The sequence below is a fragment of the Rhodoferax sp. BAB1 genome, from assembly GCF_013334205.1.
Taxonomy (GTDB): Bacteria; Pseudomonadota; Gammaproteobacteria; order Burkholderiales; family Burkholderiaceae_C; genus Hylemonella.
In genome coordinates this window covers 643,259-658,425 of record NZ_CP054424.1, presented here as the reverse complement: position 1 = coordinate 658,425, position 15,167 = coordinate 643,259, and the positions used below count along the sequence as shown (strand labels likewise).

Here is a 15,167-nt window from a genome sequence, read left to right as displayed (position 1 = left end):
ACTGCAGGCCAGCCTTCTCCCGCGGGCCATCGTCCGATGGCCCGTTGGGATCCTGGTTGGCTGGGCCCGTGGCCGCTTATTCGGCCGTGATGTTTCCTTGCACGATGACTTTTTTCCACAAAGCCATCTGGCCGTCGATGAACGACTTGAACTGGGCCGGCGTGCCGCCATCGGGGACGACACCCTGCTGGGCAAAGATGTTCCGGACCTCGTCCGTGGCGAGCACCGCGTTGATATCGCGATTCAGGCGCTCGATCAAGGCCGCCGGCGTGCCGGCGGGGACCACAAAGCCGTGCCAGGAAGACACCTCATAGTTCGGCACCCCGGACTCGCCGACCGTGCGCAGGTCCGGCATCAGCGGCGAGCGCTTGGCATTGGCGATGGCGATCGCGCGCATCTTGCCCGACTGGATGAAAGGCAGCGCATGGGGCAAGGCGTCGAAGGCCAGGTCGAGCTGACCACCGGCCAGGTCGGTCAGCAGGGGCGTGCTGCCCTTGTAGGGCACCTGCATGAGCCTCACGCCGGCCATCGACTCGAAGTAGGCCATCGCCAGGTGATTGGAGGAGCCCGCGCCCGAGGAACCGTAGTTCAGCGCTGCGGGCTTGGCCCGGGCTCGCGCCAGCACATCGTCCACGGTGCGCAGGGACGAGCTCGAGTGGGTCACCAGCAGCATGGGCGAGCGGCCCGCCAGCACCACCGGCGCGAAGGCCTTCTCGCTGTCGTAAGGCAACGACTTGTGCAGCCAGGGGTTGGCAGCAAACGGAAACTGGATCACCAGCAAGGTGTGGCCGTCGGCTGGCGACATGGCCACGGCCTGGGTACCGATGACGGTGCCACCACCGGGCTTGTTGTCCACGATCACGGACTGTTTCCAGGTCCTGCTGAGCTGGTTGGCCACCAGACGGCCCAAAGTGTCGTTGAAGCCGCCCGGCGGGTAGGGTACGACGATGCGCACCGGCTTGCTCGGAAAAGCCTGGGCCAGTGCCTGGACATTGCCGAGGAGCGCGCCGCAGGCCACCAAGGCCAGCATGGCGCCCGACAGGGAACGCCGGCGCGACAGCGGGGGAATCTTGGAATTTCCAGACACGGTGTATCTCCTTCGTTATGACCTGCAGGCAACCGGTAGGCACGGCAGGTTGAATGCTTGGCAGTCTAAAAATCCCAATCCATCACGTCAATTAATATATATTGATGTCAATAATCATGATTCGTGATCACCACCTCAACATCGTCCGACCGCCCTTCTCGCCATGGAATTCCGCCAGATTCAATACTTTCTCTCGCTCTACGACGAAGGATCGATGACCAAGGCGGCCAGCCGCCTGAACGTGGTGCAGCCGGCCCTGAGCATGCAACTGGCCAAGCTGGAAAGCGAGCTCGGACAACAGCTCTTCATCCGCAGCACGCGGGGCATGGAGCCCACGCCTGCAGGGCGTCAGATGTACAAGCTGTTTCGCCCGGTGATGGGCGACTTTGCCCGCGCGCGCGAACTGCTGATGCAGACGGATGGCGAACTCAGCGGCCACGTGTCCATCGGGCTGATTGCCACCGTGGCGCAGGACCTGCTGGCCGGCGCCGTGACCGAATTCTCCGAAGCCCATCCACGCGTTACCCTGTCGCTGAGTGATGGCTACACGCCCGCCCTGTGCCAGGCCGTGACCGAAGGGCTGCTGGACGCGGCCATCATCAACCAGCCACGTCGCAAGCTGGCCCTCAACAGCCACCCTGTGCTGAGCGAGGACTTCGTCCTCGCGACGGGGCTGCGGCACGCGCCGCTGAGCGAGACCGTCGCGCTGCGCCAGGCCACAGCCCTCAAGCTGGTGCTGCCCACGCGACTGCACGGCCTGCGCGACATTCTGGAGAGCTTCGCCCAGGTCGAAGGCGTCGAGTTGTCGCCTGCGCTGGAAGTGGATTCGATGAACGCCCTCCTGCAGTTGGTCGAGATGGGCAGTTATGCCACCCTATTGCCACGGATCGCCGTTCGCAGCCGGGTGGAGGAAGGCACCCTGCTGGCCCACACCATCGTGGAGCCGCCGCTGGTGCGCCACGTCGTGTGCGTCACCCACCCGCGGCGGGCCTTGAGCCCGGCGGCGTCGGCCTTCATCGCCATGCTGGAGCAACACGCGCAGTCCCGGACAGCAACATCTCCAACAACACCAGTCCGTCCCTGACGCCCACTGCAGTAGCCCCCATGACCAGCGACCCGATCCGCCACGATGACCCGATGCAGTCGCCCTTGTGGCGCTATGCGCTGGCTCTGTACGCCAAGTCCGGGGTGGCGTCCGCTTGCCTGGCCCTGCAGGCGCACGCCGGCGTAGATGTCTGCGTCCTGCTGTATGCGTTATTCGCCGCGAACCGGGGCCGGCCGCTGACGCCGGCGCAGCTGGAGGCGTCAGACCAGCGGGTGCGCGGCTGGCGTGAGCGCGTGATCCTGCCGCTGCGCCATCTCCGCCAAGACATGAAAGACGGCATCGCCCCGGTCCCGCAGGCGCTGCTGGAACTCATCCGGCAAGAGGTCAAGCAGGCCGAACTGCAGGCCGAGCAGGTGACCCTGGCCATGTTGCATCTCGAATTCCAGGCGCAGGCTGCGCCACCCGCTGCCGGTTCGCGCAGCGAATCAACTGTCCGAGAGGTGGTTCGCCTGTACCTGCAACTCAGCCAGCTGCCCGCGCAGCACCTGCAACTGCCGCAAGTGCAACAAGCAATAGAGAGTCTTGAGCACCAGGCAGGCGCGATGCCTCACGAGCAGCCCCGCGGACCCGCCTGACCCTAGCGGTTCGCGCGCTGCTTCAACCAGCGCATCAGCCCGCCCACCACGGGCAGTTTCTCGTAGAGCTCCTCGGCCGCGTCCCAGTAGTCGCGGTGCGAGCGGATGCGCCCGTCGTGGGCCAGGCGCAGGTGCGTGGCCCCGCGGATGGTCTGCAACTCGTTGCTCTTGAAGTTGCGGAAGCGGAAGTGGAAATCCCAGGTCAGCAGGACCTGCTCGCCCTCGACCACGCGGCCCGTGACGACAAAATGCGGCTCGTCCAGCGTTTCGTACATATGCCGGAAGATGCGCTGGATGGCCGGAATGCCCCGCACTTCATTGAACGGGTCCTTGAAGTAGGCATCCTCGGTATAGAACTGGCTGAAACGCTCGATGCTCTGGGGCGTCAGCGTTTCGAAGAAGACGGCGATTTTCTCGACGGCGTGGCTCATAGTCCGGTGAATTTTCTGATCAGTGGGAAATAGAGGCGATAAGGCAGCAGGCGCATGAACTTGAGCCAGCGCGTGAAGCGTTTGGGGAAATGCAGTTCGAAGTCACCGCGCGCCCAGCCGGCCAGCATCTCGCGCGCCGCGACCTCGGGCGTGATGAGAGCCGGCATCCTGAAATCATTCTGTGCGGTCAGCGGTGTCTCGACAAAACCGGGGTTGACCACGCTCACACCCAGGCCCAGGACAGAGAGGTCCAGGTAGAGCGCCTCGGCCAGGTTGATGAGGGCGGCCTTGGTCGGCCCGTAGGCCAGGCTCCTGGGCAGGCCGCGGAAACCCGCCACGCTGCTGACCAGGCTCAGGTGCCCGTCCTGCCCGGCCGCGGCCTGCCGCTTCAGGTGAGGCAACACCGCCTCCAGCAGGTAGAGGGCGCCCACGTAGTTGACCTGCTCGTGGCGCAGCATCTCGTCCAGCCGGTAGTCACGGGCGTCGATGGGCAGGTAATAACCCGCGCAGTACACCACCAGGTCCAGCGGGCCGCGTGCAGCCAGGGCGTCGGTGGCCAGTTGCAGGGCACGGCGATCCGTCACGTCCAGCGGCAGGGCCACGGCACGCGGGCGGCCCTGGCCATCGGCCCCCGGATGCGCAGCGACCCAGGCATCGAGCAGAGACGCCTTGCGCGCCGACACAAACACCGTGGCACCCTGGGCGTGGAGCAGGTCGGCACAGGCCTGGCCGATGCCGCTGGAGGCACCCACCAGCCAGACCGTCTTGCCGGCCCAGTCACGCAGGGGGGGATTGAGAGCCATGGTTCAGCGCTTGGTGAAGGACAGGGTGACTTCGCCCAGCGTCACACCCCATTTGCTCATGGTGGCGCGGTTAAGCATCACGCGATCGTTCATCTGGTACATCCAGTCGTCGAAGCGCACGACGATGTTGCGCCCGTCCACCGGCAGGTCCAGATAGTAGCCCCAGTAGAAGGCATTACCGCGCTCTTCGCCCTGGGCCTCGCCCACCACGTCGCCGGCGGTGCCGGTGTAACGCCCCTGGGTCCCCACACCGGGCTGGCGCTTGAGCGTCCAGATGCGTTTCTGCGTCGTGCCGTCGGAATAGACGAAGTCCTCGTCGAGCACGCCGACCTCGCGGCCGCTCTCACCCGTCCAGCTGCAGTTCATGACCACGGTGAAGCGTTTGACGACCTTGCCCGAGCGGTCGGTGAAGACGCCCCAGGCATCGACCGTGCCGTTGAAATAACGGCGCAGGTCGAGTTGCGGTTTCTCGTTGGCGTAGTCGGCCACTGTGGGCGAGGCACAAGCGGCCAGGGTGGTGGCGCCGAGCGCAGCGGCACCGGTGAGCAGCAGACGACGTTTCATGGTGAGCCTTTGCGGTGGATGAAGAATGAATAGAGCAGGCCGCCCGCCGCCAGCTTGAGCACACAGGGCAGCAGGCAGTAGGCAATGGTGAGCGCCTGCAGGGCCTGGGGTTCGCGCGCGCCGGGCGCATAACCGTAGAAACCCAGCAGGGGCAGGGCCAGGCCGGCGGCCAGGGCCAGGTTCAGTTTGGTGGCGAAGTTCCACCAGCCGTAATAGGCGCCCTGCGTGCGGCCCAGGTCACCAGCACGTGCGATCAGGCCGGCCAGCATGGCGCCGGGCATCACGAGATCGGCCCCCAAGGCGGCGCCGGAGAGCACGCAGATGGCGATGAACCACCAGGCATCGCCTGCGCCCAGCAGGCTGGCCCAGATGAACACCGCGACAGCCAGCGCCATGCCAGCCAGCCAGCCCGGCGCCAGGCCGAAGCGGCGCACGACGGCCAGCCACAGCGGCATGGACAGCGCCGCACTCAGGAAGTAGCTGCCGAGAAACAGCGGCTCCATCTTGGCAGGGGCCTGCAGCCGGTCCTGCACGAAAAAGAGCACCAGCGTGGCCGGTACCGCGCTGGCGATGCCGTTGAGCATGAACACGGCGAGCAGGCGGCGAAAGGGCGCGCGCTGCCAGGGCTGCCACAGTTGGCCGGCCTCGGCCGCCGTACCGGTGATGGCGTCGGCCGCGGGGCGCGGCGCGGCGCGCCAGGCCAGCCCACCCAGCAACAGGGCCAGCCAGAACAGGACGACCATGACCTCCAGGCCCCAGAGCACAGGCACCACCGAGGCCAGCAGCACCCCCACCAGGCCCAGGCCTTCACGCCAGGCCACCAGGCGGCTCTGCTTGAGCGCGTCGCCGCCCAGCAGCGCCCCCCAGGCCTGGTGCGAGAGCGTGACCGCGCTGAAACTCGCGTAGGTCAGCATGAGCAGCACGGCGCTCAGGATCAGCAGTCCGTTGCCGCTGCGCAAGGGGGGAAAGAACAGCAGCGCGAAGCCCACCCCCATCAGCACACAGGCCACCGCCGCCCAGACCAGCAGCGCCGAAGGAGAGCGGCGGTAGAGACTGTCGCTGGCGCGGCCCAGCAGCGGATCGATCAGCGCATCGGCCAGGCGTGTGGCCAGCAGCAGCGCCCCCAGCGTGGCCAGCGGCACACCGAACTCGCGCGCGTAATGGTTGGGCAGCAGCACGTACAGCGGCAAGGCCACGAAGGCCAGCGGCAGGCCCATCAGGCCATAGCGCCAAGCCTGTGCGAGGGTGAGAGTGGCGGCGGTGCGCATGCGCTCGGGTGGCTCAGCGCGCCGTCGGGGACTGGCCCAGCAGGGTCAGCCTGAGCTGGGGCGCCGAGGTCTGCTCGGACAGCCAGATGCCGAAGAAGAGGCGGGCGAACTCGGGGTCGGCGATCTCGCCCCGGGGCTTGCCGTTGGCATAAAACTGCGCGCCACGGCCCGGCAGGTGCACACCGGTCAGGCGGTCGCCGCTGCTCACATCGGGAAAGAGACGCTCCATCGCGCCCAGCCAGTTCCGGGCCTGCGCCTCGCTGAAGGGGCCGACACGGCGCATCTCGTCGATCGAGCGCTGGGCGATGTCGCGCCCCTTGAAGTTGCGCAGGTACTGCAGGTCCAGGGCGTAACGCTGGCGTGCCAGGGCCGCAGCGTCGAAACCGGGTTCGACCCACAGGCTGGCCTGGTAGACATCAAAGCCCCACCAGGTGTAGCGGCCGCTGCCGGCCTGGCGCGGCTGGGCCAGCAGGGACGTGGCCACCCCGGCGACCGGCGCCGTCGCGATTTCGGCCTGCGCCGGCGCCAGCAGCGCTGCCAGGCCCAGCCAGACGATGGCTACGCTTTTTGCAGCGTGTACTGCACCACGTCGATATTGGCTTCGTCGAAGGCCGCTTCGCAGTAGGCGAGGTAGAACTCCCATAGGTGCATGAACCTTTCGTCAAATCCGAGTTGCAGGATGCGGGCGCGTTCGGCCAGGAACTGGTGGCGCCAGCGGCGCAGGGTTTCGGCGTAGTCGGCACCGAAGGGCAGTTCGTCCACCACCTTCAGGCCGGCCGCCTCGGCCTGACGGCGGAACTCGGCCGGGCACGGCAGGCAGCCGCCGGGGAAGATGTATTGCTGGATGAAGTCGGTCGAGTGCAGGTAACGCTCGAACAGGCGGTCCTCGATCACGATGCTCTGCACGCAGGCGCGCCCGCCGGGCTTGAGCAGGCGGGCCACGCTCTGGAAGTAGGTGGGCCAGTATTCCTGCCCCACGGCCTCGACCATCTCGATGGAGCAGATTGCGTCATAGGGGCCATCGCTGATGTCGCGGTAGTCCTGCAGGCGCAGGTCGGCGCGCGCGGCCGCCTCGGCACCGAGTTTTCTCATGCGCTCCTGGCCCCAGCCCAGCTGCTCGGTGCTCAGCGTGACACCGGTCAGCGAGGCCTGGAATTCGGTGACGGCCATCTCGGCCAGTGCCCCCCAGCCGCAACCGATCTCCAGCACGCGGTCGCCCGGCTGCACCCCAGCCAGGCGCAGTGCGCGCCGCACCTTGGCCTGCTGGGCCGTCACCATGTCGCCAGCCAGCTTGCCCTCGAACCAGGCCGAGGAGTAGTTCATGGTCTCGTCCAGCCACAGGCGGTAGAAGGCATTGCCCAGGTCGTAGTGGGCGTGGATGTTCTTGCGGCTGTTGGTCTTGGTGTTGCGGTGGAAGAGATGGCGCAGGCGATAGAACAGGCTGCCCAGCCAGCTGCCGTAGATCACGTCCTCCAGGTCCTGGCGGTTGCGGATGAAGAGGCGCAGCAGCGCGGCCAGGTCGGAACAGCTCCACTGGCCGTCCATGTAACTCTCGGCAAAACCGATGTCGCCGGACTTGAGCGTGCGGCCGAACACGGCCCAGTCGTGCAGCACCAGGCTGGCATGCGGTGCCTCACCGTGGCCGTAGCGCAGCTGCGTGCCATCGGGCAGCTGCAGGCTCAGCGTGCCGTGCCGCAGGCCTTCGAGCAGGCGCAGGACGGAACGGGCAGGGGCAGGCGCGCTGCGCGGCAGCACGAGGCGGGGGGCCGTGGTGGTGTTCATGGCGTGGAGGCTGGAGGGGTGGAACGGGTGACGAAGTCGGCCGGCGGCTGCGGCTTGGCGAAAAAGGGCACGCGCTTGAGCCACAGGCGCAGGGCCTGCCAGTGGATGTGGGCGATCAGCGCCAGCGTCATGGCCGGCTGGCGCCACAGCACGCGGCGTGCGCTGCGCACGGTATAAGGCTGCAGCACGCCGCTGACGCTGGTCTGCAGCAGCAGGCCCTGGGCATCCAGCAGGTCGACGCAGGCCACGGTGCGCTCCATGCCGTCGCGCTCGGTGCGCATGAAACGGAAGCGGTACTCGCCTTCCACGCGGCAGAAGGGCGAGACATGGAAGGACTTGCTGGCGTGTTGTTCCCGGCCGTAGCTGGGCGCATCGAGCAGGTAGCAGTGGCGCTCGCCGAAGGTGTTGTTGACCTCGGCCACGATGGCGCGCAGCGTGCCGTCGGCACGGTGGCAGTACCAGAAGCTCACCGGCTTGAAGGCGTAGCCCAGCACCCGCGGGTAGCAGTGCAGCCAGATCTCGCCGTCGGCATCCGTGATGCCTTCGCGCTGCAGCAGCGCTTCCACCCAGCCCAGCGCCCCGCCCTGCGCGGCGCTGCGGCCGTCGCCATGGTCGGCATCAAAAAAGCTGAGCCAGCCGGCGCGGTTGTGCGCCAGCTCGCCGCTGCCGTAACGGTGCATGCTGCGCAGCGGCAGCATGAGGAAAAAGGTGGGATAGGCAAAGACGTGGCGCGCCGGGCGCAGCCGCGTGTGGCGCACCTGGCCGCTGCCGATCAGGGGCACGCCGGGCTGGCTCATGCGGCTTCCCGGTAGGCCAGCAGGGTCAGCAGCTGCTGCGCCACGCCCAGGCCGGACTTGAGGCCGTCCTCGTGGAAACCATAACCGGTCCAGGCCCCGGCGTACCAGGTGCGCTGGCGGCCCTGCAGCCTGGGCAGTTCCTTTTGGGCGGCGATGGCGCCCAGGTCGAACACCGGGTGCGCGTAGTCGTAGTCGCCCAGCACGTGCTGCGGCGCGATCTCGCGCAGCGGGTTGAGGCTGACCACCACCGGCTGCTCAAAAGGCAGGGGCTGCAGCTGGTTGAGCAGGTAATGCAGGCAGACCCGGCTGCTTTCCTGCTCGGTGGCCGGGGCGCGTTCATAGTTCCAGGCGGCCCAGGCCAGGCGCCGTTCGGGCAGCACCGAGGCATCGGTGTGCAGGACGGCGCGGTTGGACTGATAACGGACGGCACCGAGCACGCGACGCTCCTCGGCCGAGGGCTGGCGCAGCAGGGCCAGGGCCTGGTCGGAATGCGTGGCCAGTACGACCTGGTCGAAACGCTGGGCGCCCTGGTCGGTGCTGAGGGTCACACCGTGGTCGTCGCGTTCGATGGCGCGCACCGGCGTATTCAGGCGCTTGTCGGGGATGCGGGCGACGATCTTCTCGACGTAACGCCGCGCGCCACCGGCCACCGTCCACCACTGCGGCCGGTCGTTCACCTGGATCAGGCCGTGGTTGTGGCAGAAGCGGATCATGGTGGCCACGGGGAATTCAAGCATCTGCGCCGTCGGACAGCTCCAGATGCAGGCCATCATGGGCAGGAAGTACCAGTCGCGGAATTCGGTGCTGAAGCGCTGCGCGTCCAGCCACTCGCCCAGGGGCTGGGCCAGTTGTGCATCGGCCCCGGCCTCGGCCAGGGTCGTGGCCAGCTTGTTGAAGCGCAGCACCTCGCGCAGCATGCGCAGGAAACGCCAGTTGAACAGGTTGCTGCGCTGGGCGAAGACGGCGTTAAGGCTGGCGCCGTTCCACTCCAGCCGGCGGCCCCGGGGGTCTCCTGCCTGCACCGAGAAGGACATGTCGGTTTTGGCCGTGGGGATGTCCAGTTCGTCGAACAGGCGGATCAGGTTGGGATAGGTGCGCTCGTTGAAGACCAGGAAACCCGTGTCCACGCCCCAGGTGCTGCGGCCCTGTGCCGTGGGCAGGGTCACGTCCACCGTGTGGGTGTGACCGCCAAAATAATCGCCCGCCTCGAACAGCGTCAGTTCGGCACGGCCGTGCAGCGCGTGGGCCACGGCCAGGCCGGAGATGCCGGAACCGACAATGGCAACCTTCATGCGCAGGCTCGCTGGCACCGGTCCCTGGCGCTCTGAACAGCGTGGCTGCTTGGCCCGCCGAAGAAGGTGGAAAGAATTTTTGACATGGACAAAATCTAGATTAAACAGTTAATATCGCGTTGTTTGGAAAGATTATCCATGTTTGTCCTAGACAAAAAGATCCATAGTGAAAGACCATACAAATAAGTCGGGAATGACGGATGCGGCAACTGGCAGCGTGGCCAGCCACGCCCTGCCGATTGCCGCGGTGGAGCGCGACACCGGTCTTTCCAAGGACACGCTGCGTGTCTGGGAGCGCCGTTATGGCTTCCCGCAGCCGGTGCGCGACGCCTTCGACGAGCGCCTCTACCCGTCCGAGCAGGTCGAACGTCTGCGCCTGATCGCGCGCCTGCTGGGGGCCGGCCAGCGCCCCGGGCGCGTGGTGCCCCTGCCGCTGGCCGACTTGCAGCAACTGCTGCTGGACCTGGCCCCGGCCGCGACGAATGCCCCCCTCACCCCCGAATTGCAGGCCGTCCTGGACCTGGTGCGCCGCCACGAGGTGATGGCCTTGCGCCGCACCCTGAACCAGGCCGTGCTACGACTGGGCCTGGGCCGCTTCCTGACCGAGCTGTTGGCGCCGCTGAATCTGCAGGTGGGCGAAGCCTGGGTGCGCGGCGAGATCCAGGTGTTCGAGGAACATATGTATACGGAGAGCGTGACCGCCGTGCTGCGCAGCGCCCTGGGCAGCATGGCCTCCATGCCGCGCCCGGGCCGCCCGCGGGTGCTGCTGGCGACCTTTCCGCAGGAATCCCACATGCTGGGCCTGCTGATGGCCGAGATCGCGCTGGTGCTGGAGGGCTGTGAATGCGTCTCGCTCGGGGCCCAGACACCGGTGGCCGAGATCGTGCGCGCGGCGCAGGCCAACCGCGCACAGATCGTGGGCCTGAGCTTCAGCCCGGCCTTCAATGCGCAGCTGCTGCAGCGCGGCCTGCAGGATCTGCGCAGCCGGCTGCCGGCCGGGATCGAGATTTGGGCCGGTGGCAGCCACCCGCTGTTGCAGCGCCGAGCCCCCGAGGGCGTGACCCCGGTGCCCAGGCTGGAGGAGATCAGCCGGCTGCTGACCTTGTGGAGTGCGGGCCAGCCGCAAGCGGCTGCCTGAGGAACTCAGGCCGCGCTGTCGCGCTTCTTCAGGTCGGCCAGCATGAGGCTGGACTCGCCCAGTCGGCCCGCAAGGATGCGGGCGATGTTGCGGTAGATGGCCGAAGCGCTTTCGGGGTTGGCATCGATGAGTTCGCGGTAGAAACGCATGGCCACCAGCGAACCGGAGGCGCGCACCGTGGCCGAACGCACGTCGTTGCCGACCAGGGCCATCTCGCCGAAGCACTCGCCCGGGCCCAGGCGCGCCAGTTCGACCGGTTTGCCGTCGCGCATCTTTTCGACCACGACATCGCCGGCAATCAGCACATAAAAGGAGTTGCCCATGTCGCCTTCGCGAAACACCGCTTCGCCGGCCTGCACCGTGAAATGTTCGCCCGTGGCCAGCGTGTCCAGCAGGCAGGGCTGGCTCATGCCGGCGAAGATCGGCACCTTCTGCGCGATCTTCTGGATGATGGCCGGGTCGAGCTTGAGCGCCGGGGCCGCGCGCTGCGGCAAGACCTCGGCCCGCACCCGCTCGGCGATGTTCTGGACGATGGCTGGATTGATGCCCATGTGCTTGTGTCCCCTGTGGCGCACCGCCTGCTGGCGGTACAAGGCGCATCTTACACAGCGTGGCCGGCGCTGGCACGTCGCGGCACGGCCTTTTGCGCACGATTGCACGGATCGGCCGGCCTCCTCATAATGACCGCGATGAAACCCGCACCCGTGGCGCCACCAGCCGTGCTGGACGTGGAAGCCTCCGGCTTCGGCCGCCACAGCTATCCGATCGAGATCGGCTACGCGCTGCCAGACGGCCATGTGTTCTGCACCCTGATCCGACCCGAGCCGCAGTGGACCCACTGGGACCCGCAGGCCGAACGCCTGCACCAGATCCCCCGCCCCGCCCTGCTCAGCCGCGGCCGCCCGGTGGCCGAGGTGGCCGAACTGCTGAACCAGCAGTTGCAGGGGCGCACCGTCTACTCCGACGGCTGGAACCACGACTACACCTGGCTGGCCCTGCTGTTTGACGTGGCCGGCCAGCAGCCGCGCTTCCGGCTGGAAAACCTGCGCGCCCTGCTGCAGGAGGACGAGGCCGAGCGCTGGCACACCATCAAGCAGCAGATCGCCGGCGAACGCGGCGCGCAGCGCCACCGCGCCAGCGCCGATGCCCGCCTGCTGCAGCTGACCCTGCAACGCGTGCGCCAGGGCGCCGCCCTGCCGAACTGAGGGCCATGCGCCCGTATACTTGATACAAATCAAGACGCCCCCATGGCAGCGTACCGGCGCGGCGCGGGATGGCGATAATAAGCACACTGCATACCTTCCAGAATTCCGATCGCATGGCCGTCCTCACCATTGTCTTTGCCGACCTGACCGGAAGTACCGGCCTGTTCGAAGCGCTGGGCAATGCCAAGGCCGCCGAAGTGGTCACCCGCACCACCCACTGGATCGGCAAGCTCTTCCAGTCCCGCGGCGGTCGTGTCATCAAGTACCTGGGCGACGGCGTGCTGGCCTCCTTTGGCGACAACCAGGCGGCCGTGCTGGCCATGGTCGAGATGCAGCGCATGCAGCGCGAGCGCAGCGGCAGCCTGCCCGGCATGAGCAAGATGCAGATCAAGGTGGGCCTGGCCCGCGGCGAAGTGGTGGAGCAGGACGGCGACTGCTTCGGTGATGCCGTCAACATGGCCTCGCGCCTGAGCGACCTCTCCGGCGCCGAGCAGATCTTCGCCTCCGAAAGCGTGATCGACGCGCTCTACGGCGACGGCGAGATCAACTACCGCAACCTCGGCCCCATGGACATCCGGGGCAAGAGCGAGCCGGCCATCGTCTACCGCATCGACTGGCAGCGCGAGACCACCTCCGAGATCATGACCATGCAGGCCGGCCTGGAGACGGTCGGCGCACCCAGCAGCCGCCTGCCCAGCACCATCGAGCTGACCTGGCGCGAGCACAACATCCTGTTCGAGGCCATGGACATGCCGGTCTTCCTGGGTCGCGGCAACGACGCCCAGTTCGCCGTGCTCGACCCGCGCGTCTCGCGCCCGCACGCCCGGCTGGACCGCCGCGGTGAGCTCTTCGTGCTCTCCGACATCAGCAGCTACGGCACCTGGGTGCGTTTTGCCGGTTCCTCCGCCGTGATCTCGCTGCGCCGCCAGGAATGCGTGCTGCTGGACAAGGGCGAAATGGCGCTGGGGGCCTCCTTCGACGACCCGACCGCCCCCATCGTCAGTTTCTGGTTCACCAACAAGAACAATTGAGCAGGGCCTGCTCATGAGCCGCCGGGCCCTCCCCAAGCTGATCGACGACCTGCGCGCCTACCAGGCCGAACTGGAGGAGCAGAACAGCGCGCTCGAATACAGCCGCATCGCCGCCGAAGGCGCCTCCGAACGGTTCGAATCCCTGTTCTCCAACGTGCCCCTGGGGCTGATGGTGGTCGACGAGTTCGGCATGGTGGAGCAGAGCAACGCCATGGCGCTCAAGCTGTTCCGCCCCCGCGAATCCGATCCCCCGCTGAACTTCCTGCTGCCCCTGGTCACCCCCGACCACGTGGAACGCGTGCAGCACGCCCTGGACGAGGCCAAGATCCAGGGCCACAGCGACACCAACGAGGTGGTCTTCTCCAGCGGCCTGGAGGCGCGCTTCACCGGCGACCTGCACATCGCGCGCATCCAGTACTCGCAGGACCGTGACCTGACCCATTTCATCTGCGCCGTGATCGACCAGGGCCCGCTGCTGACCGAGCGGCGCGCGCTGCAGGAACGCCGCCGCGCCCTGCAGGAAAGCGCGCTGGCCCTGCAGCAGCGCAACGAGGAACTGCGCCTGAGCGAAAACCGCCTGGCCGCCATCATCAACTCCTCGCTGGACGCCATCATCTGCGTCGATGGCGAGCAGCGCATCACCGTCTTCAACCCGGCCGCCGCCGCGCTCTTCCAGTGCCCGCCCGAACAGGCGCTCAAGACCTCGCTGGGCCGTTTCCTGCCCGGGGCCATTGCTGCCATCGCCGCCACCCGCCTCTCGACCCAGGCCACCCTGGGCGAAGTCAACGGCCACACCGCCGAGGGCCTGCCGCTGGCGCTGGAGGTCAGCGTCTCGCGCGAACGCCAGCCCGAGGGTGACGGCGACATCACCACCGTCTTCGCGCGCGACCTGACCGCGCGCCGCCAGATGGAGGCGCAGCGCAACATCCTGGAAGCGCAGTTGCGCGAGGCGCACAAGATGCAGGCCATCGGCACCATGGCCGGCGGCATCGCGCACGACTTCAACAACATCCTGGGCGCCATCCTGGGCAACGTCACCCTGGCACGCCAGGACGCCGGGGGCGACTCGCCGGTACAGGTCTGCCTGACCGAGATCGAGAAGGCCGGCCGCCGCGGGCGCGACCTGGTGCGCCAGATCCTGACCTTCAGCCGCAACGAAGCACCCAAGCGCCACGCCATCCTGCTGGCCGAGGTGGTGCAGGAATCGGTGCGCCTCATGAAGGTGACGCTGCCGCCCGCGGTGGATCTGCAGGTGCGCCTGCACGACACCCCGCCCGTGCTGGCCGACGCCACCCAGGTCGAGCAGGCGCTCATCAACCTGTGCACCAACGCCATCCACGCCATCGGCGGCGTGCGCGGCACGGTCAGCATCGCCCTGGCCAGCTGCAGCCCCGACATGCTGGAGTGCCAGCGCCTGGGCCTGGCCGAAGGCCGCTACGTGACCCTGTCCGTGCGCGACAGCGGCAGCGGCATGGAGCCCGAAACCCTGCAGCGCATCTTCGAGCCCTTTTTCACCACCAAGCCGGTCGGCCAGGGCACGGGCCTGGGCCTGGCCGTGGTGCACGGCGTCATGCGCACCCACCTGGGCACGGTGGATGTGAGCAGCGCGCCGGGCCAGGGCAGCGAATTCACCCTGTATTTCCCGGTGGCCGACGACGACGTGCCCTCGGTCCCGGTCGAGCCGGCGCGCCTGCAGACCGTCATGGGCTTCGGCCGCCACGTGATGTACGTGGACGACGACCAGGCCCTGGCCTTCCTGGTCGAGCGCGTGCTCGGCCGGCGCGGTTTCAAGGTCAGCGTCTACACCGACCCCCAGGCCGCGCTGGCGGCCCTGCGCGCCCACCCCGACGACTACGACCTGCTGGTCACCGACTACAACATGCCGGGTTACAGCGGCGTGGAACTGCTCAACGATGCGCGCCGCATCCGCCCCAAGCTGCCCATGGCTCTGGCCTCGGGTTACATCACGCCCGAGATCGAAGCCAATGCGCTGGAGGCCGGCGCCAGCGCGCTGATCCACAAACCCAACGACGTGTCCGAGCTGTGCGACACCGTGCAGAGGCTCATCCAGGGTGACAACAAACGCTGA

At 67.5% G+C, this 15,167-nt stretch carries 16 protein-coding genes; 6 read left to right on the top strand and 10 right to left on the bottom strand.

Annotated features, from left to right (window positions below; translation table 11 throughout):
• Window positions 1-76 precede the first annotated feature (76 nt).
• Entirely contained in the window at window positions 77-1,087 is a 1,011-nt protein-coding gene (locus HTY51_RS03230; RefSeq protein WP_254606969.1) for a tripartite tricarboxylate transporter substrate binding protein, read from the bottom strand.
• Between the two features lie 163 nt (window positions 1,088-1,250).
• Between HTY51_RS03230 and HTY51_RS03225 the strand changes: the two genes are divergently transcribed.
• Both HTY51_RS03225 and HTY51_RS03220 read left to right on the top strand, forming a co-directional pair.
• Window positions 1,251-2,171 (top strand): LysR family transcriptional regulator, encoded by a 921-nt coding sequence (locus HTY51_RS03225; protein WP_174251381.1) that lies wholly within the window; start codon window positions 1,251-1,253, stop codon window positions 2,169-2,171.
• Between the two features lie 20 nt (window positions 2,172-2,191).
• Window positions 2,192-2,767, top strand: a complete 576-nt coding sequence (locus tag HTY51_RS03220; RefSeq protein WP_174251380.1) for a TIGR02444 family protein — start codon at window positions 2,192-2,194, stop codon at window positions 2,765-2,767.
• 2 nt (window positions 2,768-2,769) lie between these two features.
• Here the strand turns inward: HTY51_RS03220 and HTY51_RS03215 are convergent, their stop codons facing one another.
• The 8 genes from HTY51_RS03215 to HTY51_RS03180 form a co-directional block, all read right to left on the bottom strand.
• Window positions 2,770-3,198 (bottom strand): nuclear transport factor 2 family protein, encoded by a 429-nt coding sequence (locus HTY51_RS03215; RefSeq protein ID WP_174251379.1) that lies wholly within the window; start codon window positions 3,196-3,198, stop codon window positions 2,770-2,772.
• Window positions 3,195-4,001 (bottom strand): SDR family NAD(P)-dependent oxidoreductase, encoded by an 807-nt coding sequence (locus tag HTY51_RS03210; RefSeq protein WP_174251378.1) that lies wholly within the window; start codon window positions 3,999-4,001, stop codon window positions 3,195-3,197. The genes HTY51_RS03215 and HTY51_RS03210 overlap by 4 nt, the downstream gene beginning before the upstream one ends.
• Window positions 4,002-4,004: 3 nt before the next feature.
• Complete coding sequence (locus HTY51_RS03205; RefSeq protein WP_174251377.1) at window positions 4,005-4,565, bottom strand: DUF3833 domain-containing protein; 561 nt, start codon at window positions 4,563-4,565, stop codon at window positions 4,005-4,007.
• Window positions 4,562-5,833 (bottom strand): MFS transporter, encoded by a 1,272-nt coding sequence (locus tag HTY51_RS03200; protein WP_174251376.1) that lies wholly within the window; start codon window positions 5,831-5,833, stop codon window positions 4,562-4,564. Before HTY51_RS03200 ends, HTY51_RS03205 begins: the two co-directional genes overlap by 4 nt.
• A 13-nt stretch (window positions 5,834-5,846) precedes the next feature.
• The gene (locus HTY51_RS03195) at window positions 5,847-6,317 is read right to left on the bottom strand and encodes a chalcone isomerase family protein (RefSeq protein ID WP_254606968.1); all 471 of its coding nucleotides are present in this window, start codon (window positions 6,315-6,317) and stop codon (window positions 5,847-5,849) included.
• A 74-nt stretch (window positions 6,318-6,391) separates the two neighbouring features.
• On the bottom strand, window positions 6,392-7,615 hold the full coding sequence (locus HTY51_RS03190; RefSeq protein ID WP_174251374.1) for a cyclopropane-fatty-acyl-phospholipid synthase family protein: 1,224 nt from the start codon (window positions 7,613-7,615) through the stop codon (window positions 6,392-6,394).
• Window positions 7,612-8,412: a DUF1365 domain-containing protein gene (locus tag HTY51_RS03185; protein WP_174251373.1), complete on the bottom strand. Its 801-nt coding sequence runs from the start codon at window positions 8,410-8,412 to the stop codon at window positions 7,612-7,614. The genes HTY51_RS03190 and HTY51_RS03185 overlap by 4 nt, the downstream gene beginning before the upstream one ends.
• Window positions 8,409-9,704 carry an NAD(P)/FAD-dependent oxidoreductase gene (locus HTY51_RS03180; protein WP_174251372.1) on the bottom strand — a complete coding sequence of 432 codons (1,296 nt, stop codon included), beginning with the start codon at window positions 9,702-9,704 and terminating at the stop codon, window positions 8,409-8,411. The genes HTY51_RS03185 and HTY51_RS03180 overlap by 4 nt, the downstream gene beginning before the upstream one ends.
• Before the next feature lie 193 nt (window positions 9,705-9,897).
• On the opposite strand from HTY51_RS03180, the gene HTY51_RS03175 reads away from it, so the two are divergent.
• The gene (locus HTY51_RS03175) at window positions 9,898-10,842 is read left to right on the top strand and encodes a MerR family transcriptional regulator (protein WP_174251371.1); all 945 of its coding nucleotides are present in this window, start codon (window positions 9,898-9,900) and stop codon (window positions 10,840-10,842) included.
• Window positions 10,843-10,847: 5 nt separating this feature from the next.
• Here the strand turns inward: HTY51_RS03175 and HTY51_RS03170 are convergent, their stop codons facing one another.
• A complete protein-coding gene (locus tag HTY51_RS03170) occupies window positions 10,848-11,393 on the bottom strand; it encodes a cyclic nucleotide-binding domain-containing protein (protein WP_174251370.1) in 546 nt (181 codons plus the stop codon).
• 138 nt (window positions 11,394-11,531) lie between these two features.
• Here HTY51_RS03170 and HTY51_RS03165 point away from each other — a divergent pair, with 138 nt between their 5' ends.
• The 3 genes from HTY51_RS03165 to HTY51_RS03155 all read left to right on the top strand — a co-directional run bounded on the left by HTY51_RS03165 (window position 11,532) and on the right by HTY51_RS03155 (window position 15,167).
• Window positions 11,532-12,047 carry a hypothetical protein gene (locus HTY51_RS03165; protein ID WP_174251369.1) on the top strand — a complete coding sequence of 172 codons (516 nt, stop codon included), beginning with the start codon at window positions 11,532-11,534 and terminating at the stop codon, window positions 12,045-12,047.
• Between the two features lie 113 nt (window positions 12,048-12,160).
• A complete protein-coding gene (locus HTY51_RS03160) occupies window positions 12,161-13,078 on the top strand; it encodes an adenylate/guanylate cyclase domain-containing protein (protein ID WP_174251368.1) in 918 nt (305 codons plus the stop codon).
• A gap of 13 nt (window positions 13,079-13,091) precedes the next feature.
• Window positions 13,092-15,167, top strand: coding sequence for an ATP-binding protein (locus HTY51_RS03155; protein ID WP_174251367.1), 2,076 nt, complete (start codon window positions 13,092-13,094; stop codon window positions 15,165-15,167).